21 protein-coding genes are annotated in these 18,803 nt (G+C 43.7%); 13 read left to right on the top strand and 8 right to left on the bottom strand.

Going from position 1 to position 18,803, the window contains the following annotated elements:
* Positions 1-405 precede the first annotated feature (405 nt).
* The 5 genes from phoU to ACHZA1_RS15605 form a co-directional block, all read right to left on the bottom strand.
* Positions 406-1,068: a phosphate signaling complex protein PhoU gene (phoU, locus tag ACHZA1_RS15585; RefSeq protein WP_320052787.1), complete on the bottom strand. Its 663-nt coding sequence runs from the start codon at positions 1,066-1,068 to the stop codon at positions 406-408.
* A gap of 232 nt (positions 1,069-1,300) precedes the next feature.
* Positions 1,301-2,053, bottom strand: coding sequence for a phosphate ABC transporter ATP-binding protein PstB (pstB, locus tag ACHZA1_RS15590; protein WP_320052788.1), 753 nt, complete (start codon positions 2,051-2,053; stop codon positions 1,301-1,303).
* Between the two features lie 4 nt (positions 2,054-2,057).
* Positions 2,058-2,936 (bottom strand): phosphate ABC transporter permease PstA, encoded by an 879-nt coding sequence (gene pstA / locus ACHZA1_RS15595; protein ID WP_320052789.1) that lies wholly within the window; start codon positions 2,934-2,936, stop codon positions 2,058-2,060.
* Positions 2,937-2,942: 6 nt separating this feature from the next.
* Positions 2,943-4,151, bottom strand: a complete 1,209-nt coding sequence (pstC, locus tag ACHZA1_RS15600) for a phosphate ABC transporter permease subunit PstC (RefSeq protein WP_320052790.1) — start codon at positions 4,149-4,151, stop codon at positions 2,943-2,945.
* Positions 4,152-4,197: 46 nt separating this feature from the next.
* Positions 4,198-5,016, bottom strand: coding sequence for a PstS family phosphate ABC transporter substrate-binding protein (locus ACHZA1_RS15605; RefSeq protein WP_320052791.1), 819 nt, complete (start codon positions 5,014-5,016; stop codon positions 4,198-4,200).
* 634 nt (positions 5,017-5,650) lie between these two features.
* Here ACHZA1_RS15605 and ACHZA1_RS15610 point away from each other — a divergent pair.
* From ACHZA1_RS15610 to ACHZA1_RS15665, 12 genes are all read left to right on the top strand, one after another.
* Positions 5,651-6,904 carry a site-specific integrase gene (locus tag ACHZA1_RS15610; protein WP_320052792.1) on the top strand — a complete coding sequence of 418 codons (1,254 nt, stop codon included), beginning with the start codon at positions 5,651-5,653 and terminating at the stop codon, positions 6,902-6,904.
* A 203-nt stretch (positions 6,905-7,107) separates the two neighbouring features.
* On the top strand, positions 7,108-7,473 hold the full coding sequence (locus ACHZA1_RS15615; protein WP_320052793.1) for a helix-turn-helix domain-containing protein: 366 nt from the start codon (positions 7,108-7,110) through the stop codon (positions 7,471-7,473).
* The gene (locus ACHZA1_RS15620) at positions 7,460-7,771 is read left to right on the top strand and encodes a helix-turn-helix domain-containing protein (protein ID WP_320052794.1); all 312 of its coding nucleotides are present in this window, start codon (positions 7,460-7,462) and stop codon (positions 7,769-7,771) included. The genes ACHZA1_RS15615 and ACHZA1_RS15620 overlap by 14 nt, the downstream gene beginning before the upstream one ends.
* Before the next feature lie 291 nt (positions 7,772-8,062).
* Complete coding sequence (locus ACHZA1_RS15625) at positions 8,063-8,278, top strand: helix-turn-helix domain-containing protein (protein ID WP_320052795.1); 216 nt, start codon at positions 8,063-8,065, stop codon at positions 8,276-8,278.
* A gap of 18 nt (positions 8,279-8,296) precedes the next feature.
* The gene (locus ACHZA1_RS15630; RefSeq protein WP_320052796.1) at positions 8,297-9,223 is read left to right on the top strand and encodes a hypothetical protein; all 927 of its coding nucleotides are present in this window, start codon (positions 8,297-8,299) and stop codon (positions 9,221-9,223) included.
* A 28-nt stretch (positions 9,224-9,251) separates the two neighbouring features.
* On the top strand, positions 9,252-9,770 hold the full coding sequence (locus ACHZA1_RS15635; protein WP_320052797.1) for a terminase small subunit: 519 nt from the start codon (positions 9,252-9,254) through the stop codon (positions 9,768-9,770).
* 19 nt (positions 9,771-9,789) lie between these two features.
* Positions 9,790-10,464, top strand: coding sequence for a DNA-binding protein (locus ACHZA1_RS15640; RefSeq protein WP_320052798.1), 675 nt, complete (start codon positions 9,790-9,792; stop codon positions 10,462-10,464).
* Positions 10,465-10,492: 28 nt separating this feature from the next.
* A complete protein-coding gene (locus ACHZA1_RS15645; protein WP_320052799.1) occupies positions 10,493-10,669 on the top strand; it encodes a hypothetical protein in 177 nt (58 codons plus the stop codon).
* Positions 10,670-10,782: 113 nt separating this feature from the next.
* A complete protein-coding gene (locus tag ACHZA1_RS15650) occupies positions 10,783-11,187 on the top strand; it encodes a hypothetical protein (protein ID WP_320052800.1) in 405 nt (134 codons plus the stop codon).
* Positions 11,188-11,389: 202 nt separating this feature from the next.
* Complete coding sequence (locus ACHZA1_RS15655) at positions 11,390-16,060, top strand: tape measure protein (protein WP_320052801.1); 4,671 nt, start codon at positions 11,390-11,392, stop codon at positions 16,058-16,060.
* A gap of 50 nt (positions 16,061-16,110) precedes the next feature.
* Positions 16,111-16,581 (top strand): hypothetical protein, encoded by a 471-nt coding sequence (locus ACHZA1_RS15660; protein WP_320052802.1) that lies wholly within the window; start codon positions 16,111-16,113, stop codon positions 16,579-16,581.
* A gap of 48 nt (positions 16,582-16,629) precedes the next feature.
* On the top strand, positions 16,630-17,187 hold the full coding sequence (locus ACHZA1_RS15665; protein ID WP_320052803.1) for a hypothetical protein: 558 nt from the start codon (positions 16,630-16,632) through the stop codon (positions 17,185-17,187).
* A gap of 94 nt (positions 17,188-17,281) precedes the next feature.
* Here ACHZA1_RS15665 and ACHZA1_RS15670 read toward each other — a convergent pair whose 3' ends face one another.
* Genes ACHZA1_RS15670 through ACHZA1_RS15680 form a run of 3 tightly spaced genes read right to left on the bottom strand, consistent with a single transcriptional unit; the run spans position 17,282 to position 18,242 of the window.
* Entirely contained in the window at positions 17,282-17,611 is a 330-nt protein-coding gene (locus ACHZA1_RS15670) for a hypothetical protein (protein ID WP_320052804.1), read from the bottom strand.
* Entirely contained in the window at positions 17,604-18,026 is a 423-nt protein-coding gene (locus ACHZA1_RS15675; protein WP_320052805.1) for a hypothetical protein, read from the bottom strand. The genes ACHZA1_RS15670 and ACHZA1_RS15675 overlap by 8 nt, the downstream gene beginning before the upstream one ends.
* An 18-nt stretch (positions 18,027-18,044) precedes the next feature.
* On the bottom strand, positions 18,045-18,242 hold the full coding sequence (locus tag ACHZA1_RS15680; RefSeq protein WP_320052806.1) for a hypothetical protein: 198 nt from the start codon (positions 18,240-18,242) through the stop codon (positions 18,045-18,047).
* A gap of 139 nt (positions 18,243-18,381) precedes the next feature.
* Between ACHZA1_RS15680 and ACHZA1_RS15685 the strand changes: the two genes are divergently transcribed.
* Complete coding sequence (locus ACHZA1_RS15685; RefSeq protein WP_320052807.1) at positions 18,382-18,723, top strand: hypothetical protein; 342 nt, start codon at positions 18,382-18,384, stop codon at positions 18,721-18,723.
* Positions 18,724-18,803: the final 80 nt, after the last annotated feature.

An 18,803-nucleotide genomic window follows, 5' to 3' on the forward strand; every position in this document is an offset into this window, starting at 1 on the left:
CCAAGTTTGGTGGTTTTGAGCCCCCGGTTTCATTGGAACTGGGGGCTTTTTATGTCGATTATTCTATAGCCGAAGCTTAGCTGGGGGCTTTGCTTCGGCCCAATAACATTACTGGAACTTGGTTGAAAGCATCTAACCCCCTTTGATTGCTTCCCCCGGGTTTGGTTGAGGGTATCCAACCCCCTTTGATTGCTTCGCCGGAGTTCCGTTGGAAGCATCCAACCCCATTGGGTTGCTTTGCTGGAGTTCTGCTGAGGGCATCCGCATTTTCCTCTTTAGGTGCTGCCCTTGCTTTTGCCTCATTCAGAAGAGTTCGGCTATAGTCCTAGGCCAACCGAGTGTAGCCTCCTCGCTACACCCAGCGGAGATTATAATCTAACGTCTAAAATCTAAAATCCCCTCCCTCTACTTTTTATCCTGATGCTTAAGCACCTTTGCCTCGATGTAGAAGATGATCTCCTCGGCGATGTTGCTGCAGTGGTCGCCAATGCGCTCAATCTTGCGGATCACCGAAATCATGTCGAGCGCCTGGGTGATGTTGTCGGGGTGCGCCTTGATGTAGGCCTCGATGATGGCGTTGGCCTTGCGGTTCACCTCGTCGAGGATATCATCCTTGGAGAGGATGGAGGAGGCCAGCTGCGGATTCTCCTTATCGAAGGCCACCTTGGCGTCGGAGAGCATCTCGATGGCATTCTTAAAGATCACCTCGAGGCTAGCCACCTGCGCCAGCTCCTTGTCGAAGCCGTTGGGGTTGTTGAGCGATATCTTGGCCAGGCCCTCGGCAAAGTCGCCGATGCGCTCGGTGTCGGAGTTAATCTTGAGGGTGGAGAGCACCATCCGCAGGTCGATGGCCACAGGGTTAAAGAGCGCGATGATGTTTTCGCAGTCGCTGTCGATCTTCAGCTCGTAGGCATTTACCCGTTTTTCGCGGGCCACCACCTCGTGGGCCAGGTCGACATTCCCGTTGATGCAGGCCTCTTGGGCCTTCTCGAGTTGGAAGAGCACCGTGTGGAGCATGTTTCCCATCTCGGTCTTTAGCATGTGAAGCTCGTTATCTAAATGCGTCATAGCGGTTGTGTTTTTGTAAGGTTACTAATGTTGGTTGTTTTGGGGCGTAGGCGTATTGCTTATGTTCTGCGTTGTTTGGCTGATACTGTGTCCATCGTTGTCTAGTTAAGGATGTTTTCAAACGCACAATGCATAATTATGGCAGTTTATCCCCTCCTTGGGAGGGGTAGGGGTGGGTTAAGCGTTTCACTTTGTTAGGCGAAGGCTCCAGCCTTCGCCTAACAGCAATCCACTAACCAAACCTACCCGTGATGTAGTTCTGGGTTTGGATATGGTCGGGGTTGGTAAACACCTTCTTGGTATCGCCGTACTCGATGAGCTCGCCCATGTAGAAGAAGGCGGTGTGGTCGCTTACGCGCCCGGCCTGCTGCATGTTGTGCGTTACGATAACGATGGTGTAGTTAGACTTCAGCTCGTAGATCAACTCCTCGATCTTTGAGGTCGATATGGGGTCGAGCGCCGATGCTGGCTCGTCCATCAGCAGCACCGATGGTGATATGGCCAGCGCCCTAGCAATGCAGAGGCGCTGCTGCTGTCCACCCGAGAGCTCGAACGCCGATTTCTTAAGCTTATCCTTTACCTCGTTCCAAAGGGCAGCCTGTACCAGTGATTCCTTTACCTTATCTTCGATAAAGTTCTTGTTATTTTCTCCGTTCACGCGTAGGCCGTAGGCCACGTTTTCGAAGATTGACTTGGGGAAGGGGTTGGGCTTCTGGAATACCATGCCGACATGCTTACGGAGTTCATCCACGTTTATGTTTTTCTCGTAGATGTCCTCGCCATCCACTGCAATAAGGCCCGAGATTTTCACCGAGTCAATCAGGTCGTTCATACGGTTGATGCAGCGCAGGAAGGTGGACTTACCGCAGCCCGATGGCCCAATGAGGGCGGTAACGGTGTTGGGCTTCATGCTCATGCTGATGCCCTTTAGCGCGTGGAAGTCGCCGTAGTGCAGGTTGACGTCTTTTGCCTCAATCTTATACATGATGCTAGTTCATTTTTACTTTCTTACTAAAATACTTGCGCAGCGCGTTGGCTATCAGGTTTACGATAAGAACCATGACAACCAGCACTAGGGCCGTTCCGTAGGCCATGCTGCGCGATGCTTCGAGGTCGGTGCCGCTTGTCGAGAGCACGTACAGGTGGTAGGGCAGCGCCATTACTGGGTCGGTGATGCTCGATGGCAGCTTAGGCAGGAAGTAGGCTGCTGCGGTAAATAGGATAGGTGCTGTTTCTCCCGATACCCTACCGATTGCCAGCACCAGTCCTGTTACGATGTTGGGGAATGCCATTGGTAGCGTTACCCGGCGTATCGTCTCCAGCTTCGAGGCACCAAGGGCGAAGCTGCCGTGGCGGAACGAGTCGTCGATGGATTTCAGCGCCTCCTCGGTGGTGCGGATAACGATGGGGAGCACCATCAGCCCGAGCGTTAGCGATCCGGCAATGATGGAGGTGCCAAACTTAAGGTAGTTCACAAAGAGCGCCATCCCGAACATCCCAAATACGATGGATGGAATACCCGCTAGGTTGTTGGTCATCATCCGCACAAAACGGATAAACCAGCCGTTCTTGGCGTACTCGTTGACGTATATCCCCGAGAGCACCCCAACTGGGAAGGCGAATATGATGCTTCCGCCTACCAGACATAGCGTTCCTACAATGGCAGGGAGGATGCCCCCTTTGGTCATGCCATCTTCGGGCATCTTAGTGATAAAATCCCAGCTGATGGCGCCTGCTCCCTTGTAGATGATAAAGGAGAGGATCGTTACCAGTATGGCTACCACCAGCAGACTGAAAAAGCGGAATACCCAAAAGGCTACGCTTTGGCTTGCTCGCTTGGAACTGTATATTGTGTTGCTGTCCTTCATGGCTTTCTATCGTTTTGCAATTTTCTTTCGGTTGGAGATGTAGTCTACCACGATGTTAATGATAAGCGTCATGATAAAGAGGATGGCACCAAGGGCAAACAGCGCCTCGAAGTGGATGCCACCCTGTGGTGCTTCGCCCATTTCGGCAGCGATGGTCGCAGGGATGGTTCGCACCGGCTCCAGCAGCGTTGTTGGTATAATGGCTGCGTTGCCCGTTACCATCAGCACCGCCATGGTTTCGCCAATGGCACGGCCAATGCCGAGGATGGCGGCTGCTGCAATACCCGAGCTGGAGTAGGGGATAACTACCTTGTAGATGGTTTGCCAGTGGGTGGCCCCCAGCGCAAGGCTAGCCTCCTTCATTGCACGCGGTGTAGTGCGTATTGCATCTTCCGATATGGTGATGATGGTTGGTAGCGCCATAATGGCAAGGATAAGGCTTCCCGCAAGTGCCGTTTCGCCTACAGGTAGGTTGAAAACCTTTTGAATGAGGGGCACAATGACAATCAGCCCAAAGAAACCGTAAACCACCGAAGGAATACCTGCCAGCAGCTCGATTACTGGTTTCAGGATGCTGCGAACCTTCGGATTGGCAATCTCTGCCATATATATGGCAACCGAAAGTCCCAGCGGCAGTGATATGAGGATGGCCCAGAGGCTAACCCAAAGTGTTCCGGTAATTAGCGAGAAGGCTCCAAATTGTGCTGATGGCTGAGCGGTGGGATACCACTCCTTTCCGAAGAAGAACTCCTTAAGCGTAAGCTTCTTTTCGGGGAGTACTCTTCCTTTGAAGTGCTTGTCAAGGTACATCTCTGGAACGAATGCCACGATGTTCGGGATGCTGTCCACCACGTTGCTGAGTAGCTTGGGTAGGTTCTCGAAGTTGGCGCCAATCTGCTCTTCGGTATAGTAGTTGGTGATGTCTTCTACGTGGAATAGCTTAATCTCCTCGTTCTTCCCGCCAACCTGCTTCCAACTGGTAATCTTTCCGTCGAAGATCTCCTTAATCTCGTACGAACTAAGCTTTGCTACCGGGTTGCTCTTGTTTACTGCAAGCACAAACCCCTTCTCCATGGTGCTGCGGTTAAACAGCCCCGATCCCTCCCGGAAAAGGAATACCACGATAAGCAAAACCGTAATGGTGGTAATGGTTCCGCTTAGGAATAGGATTCCTTCAATAAATCTTTCTACAAATCTTTTAAAGGTGTTTTTCACAGCGAATTATTTTCTAATTATCTTGACTCTAATCGCGTTTCTTATCTTATTTTACCGGAATATATCCATCCTCCTTCACAAGCTGCTGCCCCTTTTCCGATAGTACAAAGTGGATGAAAGGCATTACTACCTTCTCACGCTTTATATCGTAGAAGTAGTAAAGTGGTCGGGTGATAGGGTATTTGCCGCTTAGGGCATTCTGAACGGTTGGTGCAACGTATCCCTTACCGTTAAATGATACGGCAATCTGCTTTACCTTTTTGTTGAGGTATGCCAGTCCTACGTACCCAATGGCACCCTTGGTTTGGCTGATGGATTGGATTACGGCTCCAGTGGCCGACATGCTTAGCGCCGTTCTTGCAAAGTTCTTCTTGCCCATCACGTGGTCTTTAAAGAACTCGTAGGTGCCCGAGCTGGTTTCGCGGGTGTAAACAATGATGCGCATGTCGCTGCCGCCAACCTGTTTCCAGTTGGTGATTTTTCCGGTGAAGATATCCTCAAGCTGCTGGCGGTTCAACTTCGATACCTTATTCGATGGATGAACGATTACCGATAGTGCATCTTTGGCGATCTCTACCTGCTTGTAGTTGATCTTTGCTGCTTGTATCTTGATCTTCTCGTAAAACTTAAGCGGGCGCGATGCCATGGCGATGTCGGTAGTTCCTTCGATAAGGGCAGCAATGCCAACCCCACTGCCGCCGCCTGTTACGGCTATGGATGCATTCTTATTGGTTTTGATGAATGCCTCAGCCTCCTTTTGGGTGAGTGGGAGTGCGGTGTCGCTACCCATAACCTTTACGGTTTGACCGAATGCTGCTACCGAAATCAGCAATGCTGATGCTGCAAGTATTAGTCGGTTGTACATATTCACCATTTTGGAATTCAATTTTTGTTGTTGGACTTAGTCTGGTTTTTTACTAACAACTAGCGCTTTATGTAAGTTCTATTTAAATGTTGATATTGGTGAAATATATTGTTTCCTCTTTTTTACGCTTACATTACGCTAATCTTACGACCATCGAAAATCCTTTTTTCTGATAGCAAAGAAACAGCCCGTTCGTTACTGTAGGCTTAATGGTGTTTGAATAAATCGTTAAGGATACTGCCAGAAGGTAAACTTAAGGTTATAGACGCGTAACCTTGGCTTAACATTGAAAGATTGGCTGTTTGCCTGTGCTGAATAATTCGCAAATGCTAGAGGGGTGGGAGTGCGGCATGTGTTGAGGTTAGATAGGATTTCTGCCAAAATAAAAAGGGCAACCCGTTAGGATTGCCCTTGTTCTTGTGCAAAACACTGATTTTCAGTAGTCGGGGTGAGACGACTCGAACGTCCGACCTCTCGCCCCCCAGGTGAGAATATAGGTATAGCAACGACTTGCAAAATAGAGATTTTATTTGTAAATTTAATTGAAATTCAATGGTATATGTAAAATGACCGTCAACGGAATTTGCATGAAATTGCATGTAAAGTTTAATAGATGTTTAATTATTACTCTGGCATGGCACGAATCAAAATTCTCCTATACAAAAGCAATCAAGCTAAAAATGGAACCTTCCCTGTAATGCTCCGTGTTACTAAGCAAAGCAAACTGAAGTACATTACAATTGGCAATCTTCGAGCTACTGAAAAGCAATGGAATGAAGAGATCGGGCGCTATAAGAAGGATAAGCGTCTTTGTCCTGACAATGAAAAGTATAATATTCTTTTGAACGAGATCGAGAACAGAGCAAATGACATAATTCTGTCTTTTGAACGAATTGGTAAAAATTGGACTCTAAGCCAATTTGATGAGTTATTTAGCAATAAAGGTGCTCAAGGGAACGTGTTGAAATATATCGATAAGTTGGTGTGTGATTTTAGAGATACCGAGCATTATGGCAATGCGAATTGCTATGAAAATACCCGTAAAATATTAGAGATATTCGATTCTAGGGTTGAAAAACGGTTGTTTGGTGAAATAGATGTGAGATACCTGAAAGATTTCGATCTATTTCTAGAGAAAAGAGGCTGTGCCGGTAATACCAGAAGATATTACATTAAAACATTACGGGCGATATGGAATCGGGCTATAAAGGACGGTATTGCTACTACTAATGATTATCCTTTCGGGGCGAATAAATTTGAAGTGTCGAAACTCGGAGAAGAGACCAAGAAGCGATATCTAACGATTGATAGGCTCGAGCAAATAAAGCAGACATCTTTCGACGACCCTTCATTGGAGGAAGCGCGTAAACTATTTCTTTTCTTATACTATTGTTACGGTATTAGCTGGGTGGATGCGGCTAGGTTGAATACTACAAATATTGTTCAACTTAATGGAGGTCGTTACTTGGTGTATAAGCGAGAAAAAATCAAAAATCAAAAAGCGGTTCGAGAGATAAAGATTAAGATAACCTCAGAGATCGATGCGTTAATGGAATGGTTTCGAATAAATACTAAATTGATTGATAATTACTTACTTCCTATCGTTAACCAGCAAAAGTTGAGCGGAGAATCCTTGTATAAACATATTCGTCATCGATTTACAGTAAATAAAAATAAATTAAGAACCATTGCTAATGATTTAAATATTAATGATATGAGGTTGACTTCATACGTTGCCAGGCACTCTATGGCAATGGTGCTGCAAGCCAATAATGTACCAAGAGAGGTGATAAGCCAAACTTTAGGCCATAACGATATGGAAACAACCAATATATATTTAGATTCTTTCACGACAGATGTTATAGACGAAGCTGGGAAGTTGTTGTAGATTAAAATATTGTGAAAACTGGAGAAGCGCTGGCAGAATCAAATTTACCAGCGCTTCTTATTTTATGAATCGTTCGATTAGTGTCTAAGTAATTGATAATTAAACATGTTAATTCCCGATGCTGATTTGTTGATAACTGGGGGATTAAAAAAAGCATATTCTTGCAAATAGTTACGAAATTTGGGTAAACAAAATGTTAGAATATGTATACCGAAGTAACAACAAACACACCTCTTGCAGCATTGACAGTTGGGCAATTCTTAGAAGTATTAGAGAACGCGTCCCCAAAAGGAGGTGCTGTTGCCAGTGAAGATGTAGCAGTAAAAAGAGTATTTCCGGACATTCTTAGCAAAAAACAGTGTGCAGAACTTACTGGATATTCAGTGTGGACGATATCTCGATATGTCTGTGAGAACAAAATACCTTATTTCAAACCTGCACATGGAGGTAGAAAGGTATTATTCAGAAGAAATGAGATTGAGGGTTGGTTGTTAGCAAATCGGCATGAAACCATTGAAGAGTTCAAGAACAACTTTGATCTAAAAAGTCATGGAAATGGAAATAAATGATAATACTCCGTTGGCATTCCTTACGGTAGGGCAATTGAGGGATGTCATCCGGAAAGAACTAGCCAGGAGGGAAGAGCCTCAAAAACCAAGGGAACTGAGAGAAAATATGTCTGTAGCCGAGGCAGCAGAGATGCTTAACAACAATGGTTATAAGCTAACCAAATCTACACTTTACTACATGACATCGAAGCGTCAAATTCCTCACTCCAAGTTTGGAAGGAAAGTTGTGTTCTCAGAGCCTGAACTGCTCGATTGGGCCGCAAAGAAGAAAAAAACGAAGTCACAATTCGGGGGATAGAAAGCCTATCCCCCCACGGAAACATCTCCGCTCGACAATCTGAAATTTCATGCAAATATGTGAACGCCTATTAATTAGGCGTATAGCAATGCTTTTGGCCTTAATTAAGGATTGTTGTGAGTGGTAAATATGTTGGTATATAGAGTTGTATGGTGGGTTGCTCTAAAAGGAAAGGGTAAAGATCTGCCATCAGCTCACCATCCGATGGACGGTGAGGGAATCAACAGGAAATAAAATGATATATCGAGTTGCAACAACTAAATTCGAACTAACAAAAAACTGAAAGTCAACATGAAACATGGAAATCAATCTTTGTTGAAGGTCGATGAATCGAATTCGCAGGAGGGATATCTCACCTCCAAAGAAGCCGCTAACTATTTAAATGTAGCGGTCAAAACACTCTACAATCAAAAATGCAATGGTGTTTTGGGAGGCTACAAATTCGGGAAGTTCTTGTACTTCAAGCAAAGAGAACTTGATGAACTGATAGAAAGAGGGCGATTCTAAGAATAAGAAGTAAAAAGGATGAACGGATACGAGTTAAGTCGGAGGTACTGGGATTGGGCTTTTGAAAACCCAGATAAAAACAACCCTACGCTGGTTGCGCTATACTTCTATATTATCGAAGTAGCCAACAGACTAGGATGGAAAGAGAGGTTTTCTATTACGCCAAAAGAATGCTGTGAAGCAATAGGTGTATCGTCCTACAAGACATATAAAAAGAATTTTGATCTACTGGTTGAATATGAATTTATTGCCATCGTCAAAAAATCATTCAATCAGCACCAAGCAAACATAATTGCTCTGGTAAATTCTACCAAAGCACATACCAATGCACTTACCAAAGCAGTTGCCAACGCAAATCCACCGCAAGTAACAGAGCACATCCCACATTCAATAAACTTAGAAACTGAAAACATAAAACCTTTAAACATAGAAAAGGGCTTTCAGCCGCTCGCATCAAAGGATTATAAAAAAATATTGTTTAAGGAGGTGAAAATCGAAGACATAGAAGAGTCTGATGTTGAGAGTTACAACATAGCGAAAGGCTTCTATGATCTTTTCTATAAAAATATGCTTTCCAGCGGAATCCAGCCAACCTCACTCGAAAAAGCGAAGTACGAGACAGTAATAACCCCTATTCGCTTAATGCTTCAGAGAGAAGAATGTACTAAAGACGATTTGAGAACCATTTTTGAGTTTCTAGAGATCGATGAGTTCTGGAAACTTAATATTCGGAGTACAGCAAAACTTAGGGAGAAGCGAGAAACCTTACTAATGCAGGCCAAAGCCAAGAGAGCAACAAATGAAAAACAACTATCTGAAACCCAAAAGCACATAATGCAGAGAGCTCAGGAATGCGACAGAAAATTCTTAGCAGCCCAAGTCCAAACTCGAAACTCTAGCGAGCGCGTTGGTCAAGGAGGTAAAGACTACAGCAAACCACTTTAAATAAAAAGATATGGACACAAAAAAAGAAATGAAGAAGACAGCGTTAAGTCCAAAACAGCGTCGCTTCTGTGAGGAATATCTTATCGACCTAAACGCAACTCAGGCGGCTATAAGGGCGGGTTATAGCGAAAGAACGGCTGGTTCAATCGGACAAGAAAACCTGAAAAAACCTGAGATTAAAACATTCATTAAGAACCTGAGAGAAGAGGTGCGAGAACGGAATCGTATTAAACTCGACGAACTCATTCAGACGCTTGCCGCTATAGTGCGTCTCGACCCAGTCGATCTATTTAACGATAACGGCACGATAAAGAACCTTAGCGACATGCCAGAGGCTGCTCGCAAGTGTATCACCGAATTGAAACTGATGGAGATTTCGAGTGTCGATGGCCCTATCGGGATGATGAAAACAATCAAGTTAACGTCGAAGCTGGAGGCTATCGAAAAACTTATGAAGCATCTAGGAGGCTACGAAAAGGACAACGAGCAAAGGAAACCAGAAATCGGGACCGTCGTGGTGTTGCCATATAATGAACGTAACAACTAACAACCAAATACTTATTAAAATGAAGAACGAAACAAAAGTGATTTACTTCGATGAGGGAGAGTACAAAAAAAGGATTTCCCTCCACGAAAAACTTATACCCGGGGTTGAAGCATCCCTTCGAGAACTTCGAAGCCTAGGGATAGAGCCATCAATTGAAAAGTTGCTGAAGTTGCTCGGAGGAGGAAGTCAAGAACTGGTTCAAGAGTGGAGAGCATCGCAACCCGAGCCCAAGGATTCTTTTTTGAAGTTTCAGCAGGATCAATACGTCAGCAGCCTTGACTCGAAACTTGGTAAAATTGTTGCCACTCTTCGAAATATCCCCCGAGTTCACCTCAAATGGCAGGCAGAATACCTTGTCCCACTATTTTCCATTTCAAACTACGAAATAGCCAACGATGGGAAAGTGGTGCTAGCAGAATCTTTTCTTGAAGAACAACGAGCTGAACTAAGTATTTACGCTGATACCCCAGAAAAAACAAAGGTGCTCGACCTATCCGAGAAGGCTTGTAAAGCCTTAAATGAGCTACAAGCGTATCTGAAGAAATTATCCGACGAAGGGGCGTTTTCCTATAACGCTGTATCGCTGGAGACTGTCCACAACATTCCTCTCATCCCCTACAACTATGATTCTAATTATTATTATGTTGATTACTCATCATTTGGGGATGTTGGAGTAAAACCAAGAAGCCGTTAAACGAGTAATAATCCAAAAGGTTAAGACAATGCAATTTACAGTCAAAACTAAAGATGATCTGAAGAATTTGATCGCAGATCTCAATAACCAAGATTACGTCTCGAGCCTAGAAGGCGAACTCGATCATCAAGCGTTGGTAAATCTCTTCAATGAAGAAGAGCGCACGGGACCTGATGCTGTCGGGGTGGCCAAACTCAATATTTAGAAGTTGAAAATTCACAAATACAGAGTTTTCGACTAAATATTTAGAAAAATCGAACTATAACCTTCAATGACCAACAGCATTCTAAGCTGTTGGTCATAAAAACCAACCGAAAAATGTCAATAAAAAAAACTCTCGCCCAGCAATTGAGCATGACCATAGATACTCTCCGGGCTTCTTCAGGAGTACCATCGGATCAAGCACGCGCCAATGTTGCTGCATTAGCGGTGATGTGCCATGATGCTGAAGTGCTTTCTGAGCACGACCTTAATGTGTTGATGCAATATATCGAACTTTCTCCAAAGCGCGTGAAATATGTAGTCAAACTAGGTCCAGAACTTAATGACCGTACCTTCGAAAGCATAGGTAGCGGCCTTTACCTTGAGGTGCACCCGATAACGAAGGAAGTACTTAGCTACGAAAAGAGTTACACTATCAATGCGCTCGAAAGTATGTCGTCGATGCCCGAGAGTATATTCAAAGTAACACCTCTTGATTCATTCCAAACAGAGAAAAACTAGTATACCTGATCTAGAATCAGGCGTATTAGTCCAGTTGTTAGGTTGTGATGTTTATGTTATTTGTTGAAAACTAATTGGTTAATGATGAATTGAAGGATGTTCAAAAAAACTAACTAATCACGATTAACTGTATGGTGAGGAAACGTAATAGTTAAAATGCAGTTTTATAGTGCATTATGATTAATTTAAAGAAAAACAGAATATGGCATCGTTACAATTTGACGCAGCACTCGACTTTGAGCAACTTGAGCGTGATTTGAAACGCGGAGCAATGAGCGTACAGGATTTCGTGCGTACCAATGAGGCTGCAGCATCAAAAATAGACTCTCTATACAAGAATGCCGGAACCGCAATAGCCGGTTACTTCACCTTTGATTTCGCTAAAAGCATAGGCGAGCAGATTATAGAGGTTACTGGGGAATTTCAGCAGCTATCGGTAGCCTTTACCACCATGCTCGGAAGCAAGGAACGGGCAAACCAGCTAATGCAGCAGATGGTTAATACCGCTGCCAGTACGCCTTTCTCATTAACTCAGGTTGCCGATGGTGCTAAAAGGCTGCTAGCCTATGGACAGAGTGCAGACACGGTTAATGATACACTGGTAAGGCTTGGAAACGTAGCATCAGGAGCCTCTGTTCCTCTCGATCGCGTTATTCTAGCCTACGGACAGGTAAAGGCAAAAGGCAAGCTGCAGGGTGACGACATGCGCCAATTCATGGAAATGGGGTTACCGTTAGTTCACGAGCTGGCAATGCAGTTCGGAGTAGCCGATAGTGCCATTGATAAGATGGTGGAGAGCGGACAGGTTGGCTTTAAGGATGTAGAGAAGGTTATAAACAAAATGACCAATGCGGGGGGGCAGTTCTACAACCTCATGCAAGAACAATCTAAAACCATTCCCGGGCAGATATCAAACCTTGGCGATACTATAGATCAAACCTTAAATAAAATAGGTACGGCCAATGCCGGGCTAATCGAGGGAGTTATTGGAGGTGTCAGCTTCGCAGTTGAAAACTACGAGGTATTCATTACTACCCTTAAGGGCGTAGCCGCTGCTTACGGTGGATATAAAGCAGCCCTTATGCTGGTTGCCGCAATGGAGAATACCAAAGCGACAATGAACCGCACCAACGAGGCCGCTGCGCTGCTAAACCTTGTTAGCGCTGAAAAACAGGCTGAAATATCGAAGCTAGGGCTTGCCAAGACATCCGTTGAGTATGCCAATATTGTAAAGGCTGAGGTAGAAACGAACGTGCTTGCTGCTAAATCAACGCTTGATAAGGCTCGAATTGAAGTATCTGCCGCTGCTCAAACGGTAGAGGCTAAACGTGCAGAATATATAGCCACTAAGGAGTTGGAGGCCGCGAGACTTGCTGAGGCAATGGCAATAGGGGCAACAGGAACAGAAAAGCAGCTTGCACTAGCAGAGAGCAGGCTTGCTGCTGCCGCGTCGACCAGAGAAGCCGCAGCCTTAGAATTTAAGAATGCTACCCAGGATTTTAGCGCAAAAAAAATAGCCGTCGAAACAGCCGCAAAAGAAGCCAACACCGCAACCACGGCCGTTAATACTGCTGCTCAGGCGGCAAATGCTGAGTCCACAAGTGTTCTCACTCTTGCAAAGACAAAACTCCTTGGAGTGATGAGTAAGGTTCATGGTTTTGTTCTGGCCAACCCTTATGCTGTTGCTGCTGCCGCTGTTGCTGCGTTTGCCTACATCATCTACAAATTGGCTTCACAAACCAGCCTGCTCGAAGAGAGCCAAAAAAGGCTGGCCACAAGTTCCGCTAACTACCAATCTGCTGTAATGTCTGAGACGGTGGCTGTTGATACGCTTTTTGGAACGCTGCAAGGGCTTACCAAGGGAACTAAGGCATACGATGATGCCAAGCAGGCTATCATATCAAAGTACGGGAACTATCTTGAAAACTTAGATGTAGAAACCAAGTCGCTTAACAATGTGGCAAAGGCTTATGAAACTATCACGTCGGCGGTAATTAAGGCATCTATGGCCAAGGCTCAATCAGAGGGTGCTGCTGGTGCTCAATCTGCATTTGAGGAGACGGTTAAGCCTCTAATTGAATCGCTACAGGAGAATCTAAACGATAAGTTTGGTGTAAAGAAAGGTACAGAGCTACTTACAAAAATGCGGTTAGCCCTACAGGAGGGGAGAGGATTTAATAAGGAATTGGGAGATGCCATAAACTCATTTGCAAAGGAGCACACCTACCAGAGCGGAACGACAGGCATGGTTACAACTACATATACCAATGGAGTTGCCGACATTGTAAAGGATATCCGTGAGGCTCGTAGCATACTAAAGTCTGAACTGAAGCAAAATGCGCTACTTTTTGGTGATCCTACCGATATGTTACCCAAGGCTAAAGTTGCAAGTCCTACCGTTTCGGCACAGGCTAAACAGACCTTGGAGGACATAAAGAAGTCGGAAGCCAGCCTCAGGTCTCTTCGTGCTGCTAATTCAAAGGCTACGGCAGATGAAATCAAGAAGGAAGAAGATAACCTCTCCAAGCTGAAGGCGACCTATGCAACGCTTACAGGCGAAAAGATAAAAACGCCTAAGGCATCTGTAAAGGATGATAAGGCCTACCAGGAGCAGCTGCATAAGATCTACAGCGATATCAACAAGGATAAGCTTTCCCTTATGCAGGATGGCACAGATAAGGAAATGCAGGCCATCAAGAACGAGTATGCCGATAAACTCAACGAGATAGAGAAGCAAGAAAAGTCTCTTCTTGAAGCCTACAACAAAAGCAAGGGGCTTAAGAAGGGCGACAAGGGCTACCTATCGCAGCTTCCCGGGGATGCTCAAGACGCTATAGAAAGACTCAAGCAGCTGGCGGCAACCGTAAGGGATTCAAAGGAGCTAAAGTTGATGATGGGCGACAGCAACGAGCTAGTCATAGATACCTCAATGGATTCGCTGTTGGAGTCGTCCAAAACATTCGAGCAAAAGCGACTTGATATTGTCGGACAGGGGATGCTCGACATAGCCACTCTTGAAAACAAAGGCCTAAAAGATCAGGCTGCAGTTCGTCGCAAGCAAATGAATGACGATGTAAATGAACTTGAGGCATCCAATCGCGAGAAGCTAAAGAACTTCGCATACCTATACGACAGCATTGAAAAGTGGGGCAAGGCTGCATTACAGGCAAGGATAGATAGGCTAAATGAGGATTTAAAGAATACGAAGCTGACGGATAATGAGAAGTTGGCGTTAGAGAAGGCTCTTTCAGAAACTACTCAAGCACTATCCGAAAAGGCTCCGCTTGCCGCAATGCGAGAGTTGGATAAACGGATTGTAGCCGCTAAGAAAAAAATAGCTTCCGCAAATGGTGATGCCAATAAAATAAAAGAGGCTCAAAGGGATATTGATGAGAGTACGTCCAAGAAAAGCGAGATTCTTAGCAATACCTTCAGCAACGTTTCGGGTCATCTATCGAACATTGCTCAGATTGTAGGACAATTTAATGAAGGACTAGGAGAGTCAATACAACTTGCAAGCGGATTGGCTGGAGCGTTTAGTCAGTTAGCTCAACAGAACTATACAGGAGCAATTATTTCAGGTGCAGCTTCAATAATTACCTCAATAACGCAAAAATCAGCAAGAGAAGAAGCCGAGAGAAGAAAGGAGCAAGAGTTGGCCAACGACCGCATGGCCAAGCAGCTTGATATTATCAATAAGCTATATGATATGCAGAAAGATCTTATTGATAGTGCGTATGGTACTGATAAGATAGAGGCATACACAAAGGCTATTGAGTCTGCAAAGACTTCGCTTGATGGAGTTATTGGTAAGTACAAAACATTTGCGCTTACCACTAAAAAGGGGATGACAAATGACGGAGGAGAGTGGAATGGTGATACTATGAAGCTGTTTGAATCGTCTGAAAACAATAAAACACATATTTTTTCTACCTATCAAAGCTATATCAAGTTAATGACTGATGCAGGCATTGCTATGAGCAAACTTGACGATGAGGCTACGTGGAATGCCAAGAAGAAAGCGGCAGATTGGTCTTTGCAGTCAATCGATTACACTAAGTCGTTAGGTGATGTACAGTCGCAGCTCGATGCGAATCGAGATCGAATAAAAAACATCTACAAAATGGTGGACGACATGCTTGCTAAAGGCATCAATGTCACCAACAAGGAAGTCCTAGACAATCTTATAAGCGATTATGAGAAGTATGCTGAAGAGATAAATAGTCTAATGGATAAGCAAAGGACTGCCCTTACTGGTAGTACCTACGATAGTGTAGTTGATAGCCTTGCATCTGCGTTTGATGATGGAGTTGTTAGCGCCGAGGAGTTTGCTAATACGTTCGGGGATTTAATGAAGAAGCAGGTGTTGAATAGCCTTAAGATGCAAATGTTGGAGAAGCCGCTCCGGGATTTCTATAATCAGTTTGCCTTGGCCAGCGAAAGCGATGGTAAGCTAACCGCAGACGAGGTGGTCCAGCTACGGGCCATGTATGAGAAGATTGCGGCAGATGCCAAGGTTAAATTTGATGATATGAATTCTGTAATGAATGGAGCCGGGATAGACCTTTTTGGAACATCATCATCATCAAAGGAGAATTCTGCAGTTGGCATCGTAAAGAACCTATCCGAGCAAACAGGAACCGATATTGTCGGAAACCTAACGGGGATGCGCTACGACATCCGCGAGCAGCACATGACCATCCGCGAGCAGCTATCCGTAATGAACGAGTCGGTAAGCATACAAAGAGCGATTGAGGCCAATACGGCGGCAACGGTTAGAAACCTATCAATGATAGGTGCTGACATTTCTGCAATTAGAGGCGCCATTGGAAGTGGAAGTAATTTGGGAGAAAGGCGTGCAATAGGAAGGTAATAGAAATCCAAAGAGGGGGCATAAAGGCTCCCTCCCAAATCAATAGACACATGTTGAAACTTAAAAATAGAAACGGATCGTTGGCCCAAATATCTGAAGCGTTTGAGAACCACAAAAAGCAGTTTATTGCTGAAGCAATAGAGGTAATGGCCTATGTTGGAGAAGAGTTTGTGAAAAATGCGAAGACGAACCTTCACGTCAATAAGTCGGTTTTCCCTAAAGGAAACTACCAGGATCAAACTGCTAATTTGCGCTCTTCAATTGGCTACTACATCTTACATAACGAAAAGGTCGTTAAGTATAACTTAGAGCCGTTGGCGAATATGTCGATTCTTCGAAGCCTTTTTACTAGGCGCTCCCGGAAGGGATTGAGGTTAGTGGGCGTGGCAGGTAAGGATTATGCATCTAAGGTTGAAAGCAAGGGCTACAACGTCATAACCAGCCAAGCAGAGGTAGCCTTTGTTGATTTAAAGGTAGATCTAACTGCTGTTGCCAGGAAGTATGGGATTACCATACGTTAAATTCTATAAGGTCAATTTATAACTCAAAAACAAATTAATTTTTTCACAATGATTGAAGCAGAAGGACTTGTTAGAAACTTTGAAATATTTAAGTTAATTCAGGATTATACCGACAAAATAGAAAGTGGCAAAATAATTATTGAATGGGATACTAATATCCAAAATATGAAGTTTGACGCCTTGAGAAATTGGAATAGCCCTAGTACGTCCCTTGTTTTAGGACTATTCCAAAAAACGTTTAGTTTAGAAGACGATAAGGATAAAGATCGAGCATGGGAGGGGCCGATTTTTCATCCATGCGCTTATGAAGATTCAAAAATTATGTTTAATCTAATAGACTTCGTTTCTAAAGGAGAAAAAATTATCCCTCCAATCTTTGTAGAATTCCATTTAATCGACGCATTTACTAACCGTGTAATAAGCACCTCAAAAAGACTAATAGACGGTACACATAGAGTTAGACTTGCTAAAAGGCTAGGATACAAAGAAATTCCTATTCTGGTTTTTGAGCGATATAACTATCTTTTTGAACCGAGAAGGCATTATTCTGAGATTGTGGAGGGGAATGTTATAATTAACTCTACTACGTATTCAACCAATTTCTGAAAAAACTAATTTGTTTCTGGTATGGCAATTTGAAGGAAGTGAGAGAAAAAGCAAGGGTGTCGTTTATACCGGCACCCTTTTTAATTGACTACCACTAGCATGCTTCACGATCATTTCCAGTGCTGAAATTTTGCATACTGCAAAGGGCTTGTATTTCATTAAGGAAGTCAACAAGGTTAGATATGTAGTCGTTGGCATTTACAAGCGCTAATTCCTTGTCTTTCTCGGTTAGGTTATGGTCATTTAGCGTAACCTTTACATGGGAAGACAGCAACTTTATGAGCATACGGCTGTGCGCTAAATCCAAAAGGTTTTCATTAAACGATTCTAAAGCCGATAGTAAAGCAATGTTGGTGGCTTCGTTTGCGCCTGGAATAGTAAGCGGCTGTTGTGTCTTCACTGTTGATGTTACGGAGCTAGGCATGGGTGTATGTCTTTGGAGTTGTTACTGATGTCGACTGGTTTTCAGAAAGGGAATAAACCTCAATAATTTTATCATATTGAAGGGACACAGATGGTGAGTTTGCCAACCCTTTGCATATAATTCCATTAAATGATTTCCTCCAAAAATTCTCAATAGAGGCGTCGTTTGACTCTATCATCTTTACTGCAAAACCAAGGATTTCTCTGTTGTACACCTTAACATAGAAATGGCACTGGCTAATATTTTCACCCTGCAGGATGAAGAGGTATGACCCGCCAATATTAACGTCAATAATACTGGTCAACTTATGCAACGAATAGTTGGTGTTTGATTTGGCGTTATTCATGCTGTTAATTCCTTTAAAGCATGAGAAGAAAAGGCTCTGATTTGGGGTGTTCTGGTTAGTTTTCTTCATGACAATGACAATTAAGCGTTAGAAATCTAGTTTATAAATCAATCGGTAAAGGCCGGAGTAATCCTCTAATCCTAAATCCTTAGCAAGTGCTATTGCAATTGCCTTTTTAGTTGGATCTCCTCCGATTGATTCCTTTTTCTCTTTTGCCTTGGTAGTGACAAAGTCTCCAAACACCTTCTCTTTGAGTTTTTGGAGTTCTCTAGGTTGCTTAGCCATTGAATTAATTTTGTAGATTTACAATTGGGTTAATAAACTCTATCAAACAACTACGTTTAAAATGCACCGTTTGATTATGCAATAATAGAATATAATCTATTATTGTGCAAGTTTAAATGAGAATATTTTCTATTGTTTTATGGGCGCAATACAAAGAGTGTTGGAATATCTTGAAAATAAAGGTGTTTCAAAGTATAAATTTTACAAAGAAACCGGACTTTCAAATGGATTTTTAGATAAAGGGGAGAATGTAGGTTCTGATAAATGTGAGATTATAATCTCGTGTTATTCGGATTTAAACCTTTATTGGCTAATCACAGGTAAGGGTGAAATGTTACTGGGCAGTCAAAGCAGCCTAGATCAGGTCCCTGACAATATAAAAGAACTTGCTGCGCTATATCGCGAATGCAACGATAAGGGGAACCGTATAATAGAACTATTAGAGGAAAATGCTCGTTTGAAAGAGGAGAGGAGACAGTAGTACGTTCGTTATATTTTTAGTTTGAATGGACGTTTAAGCGCATTTTACTACTCCTAAGTATGGGGTGAAGTTTAATAGAA

Source organism: uncultured Acetobacteroides sp. (assembly GCF_963667355.2).
In the GTDB taxonomy this organism is placed as follows: Bacteria; Bacteroidota; Bacteroidia; order Bacteroidales; family ZOR0009; genus Acetobacteroides.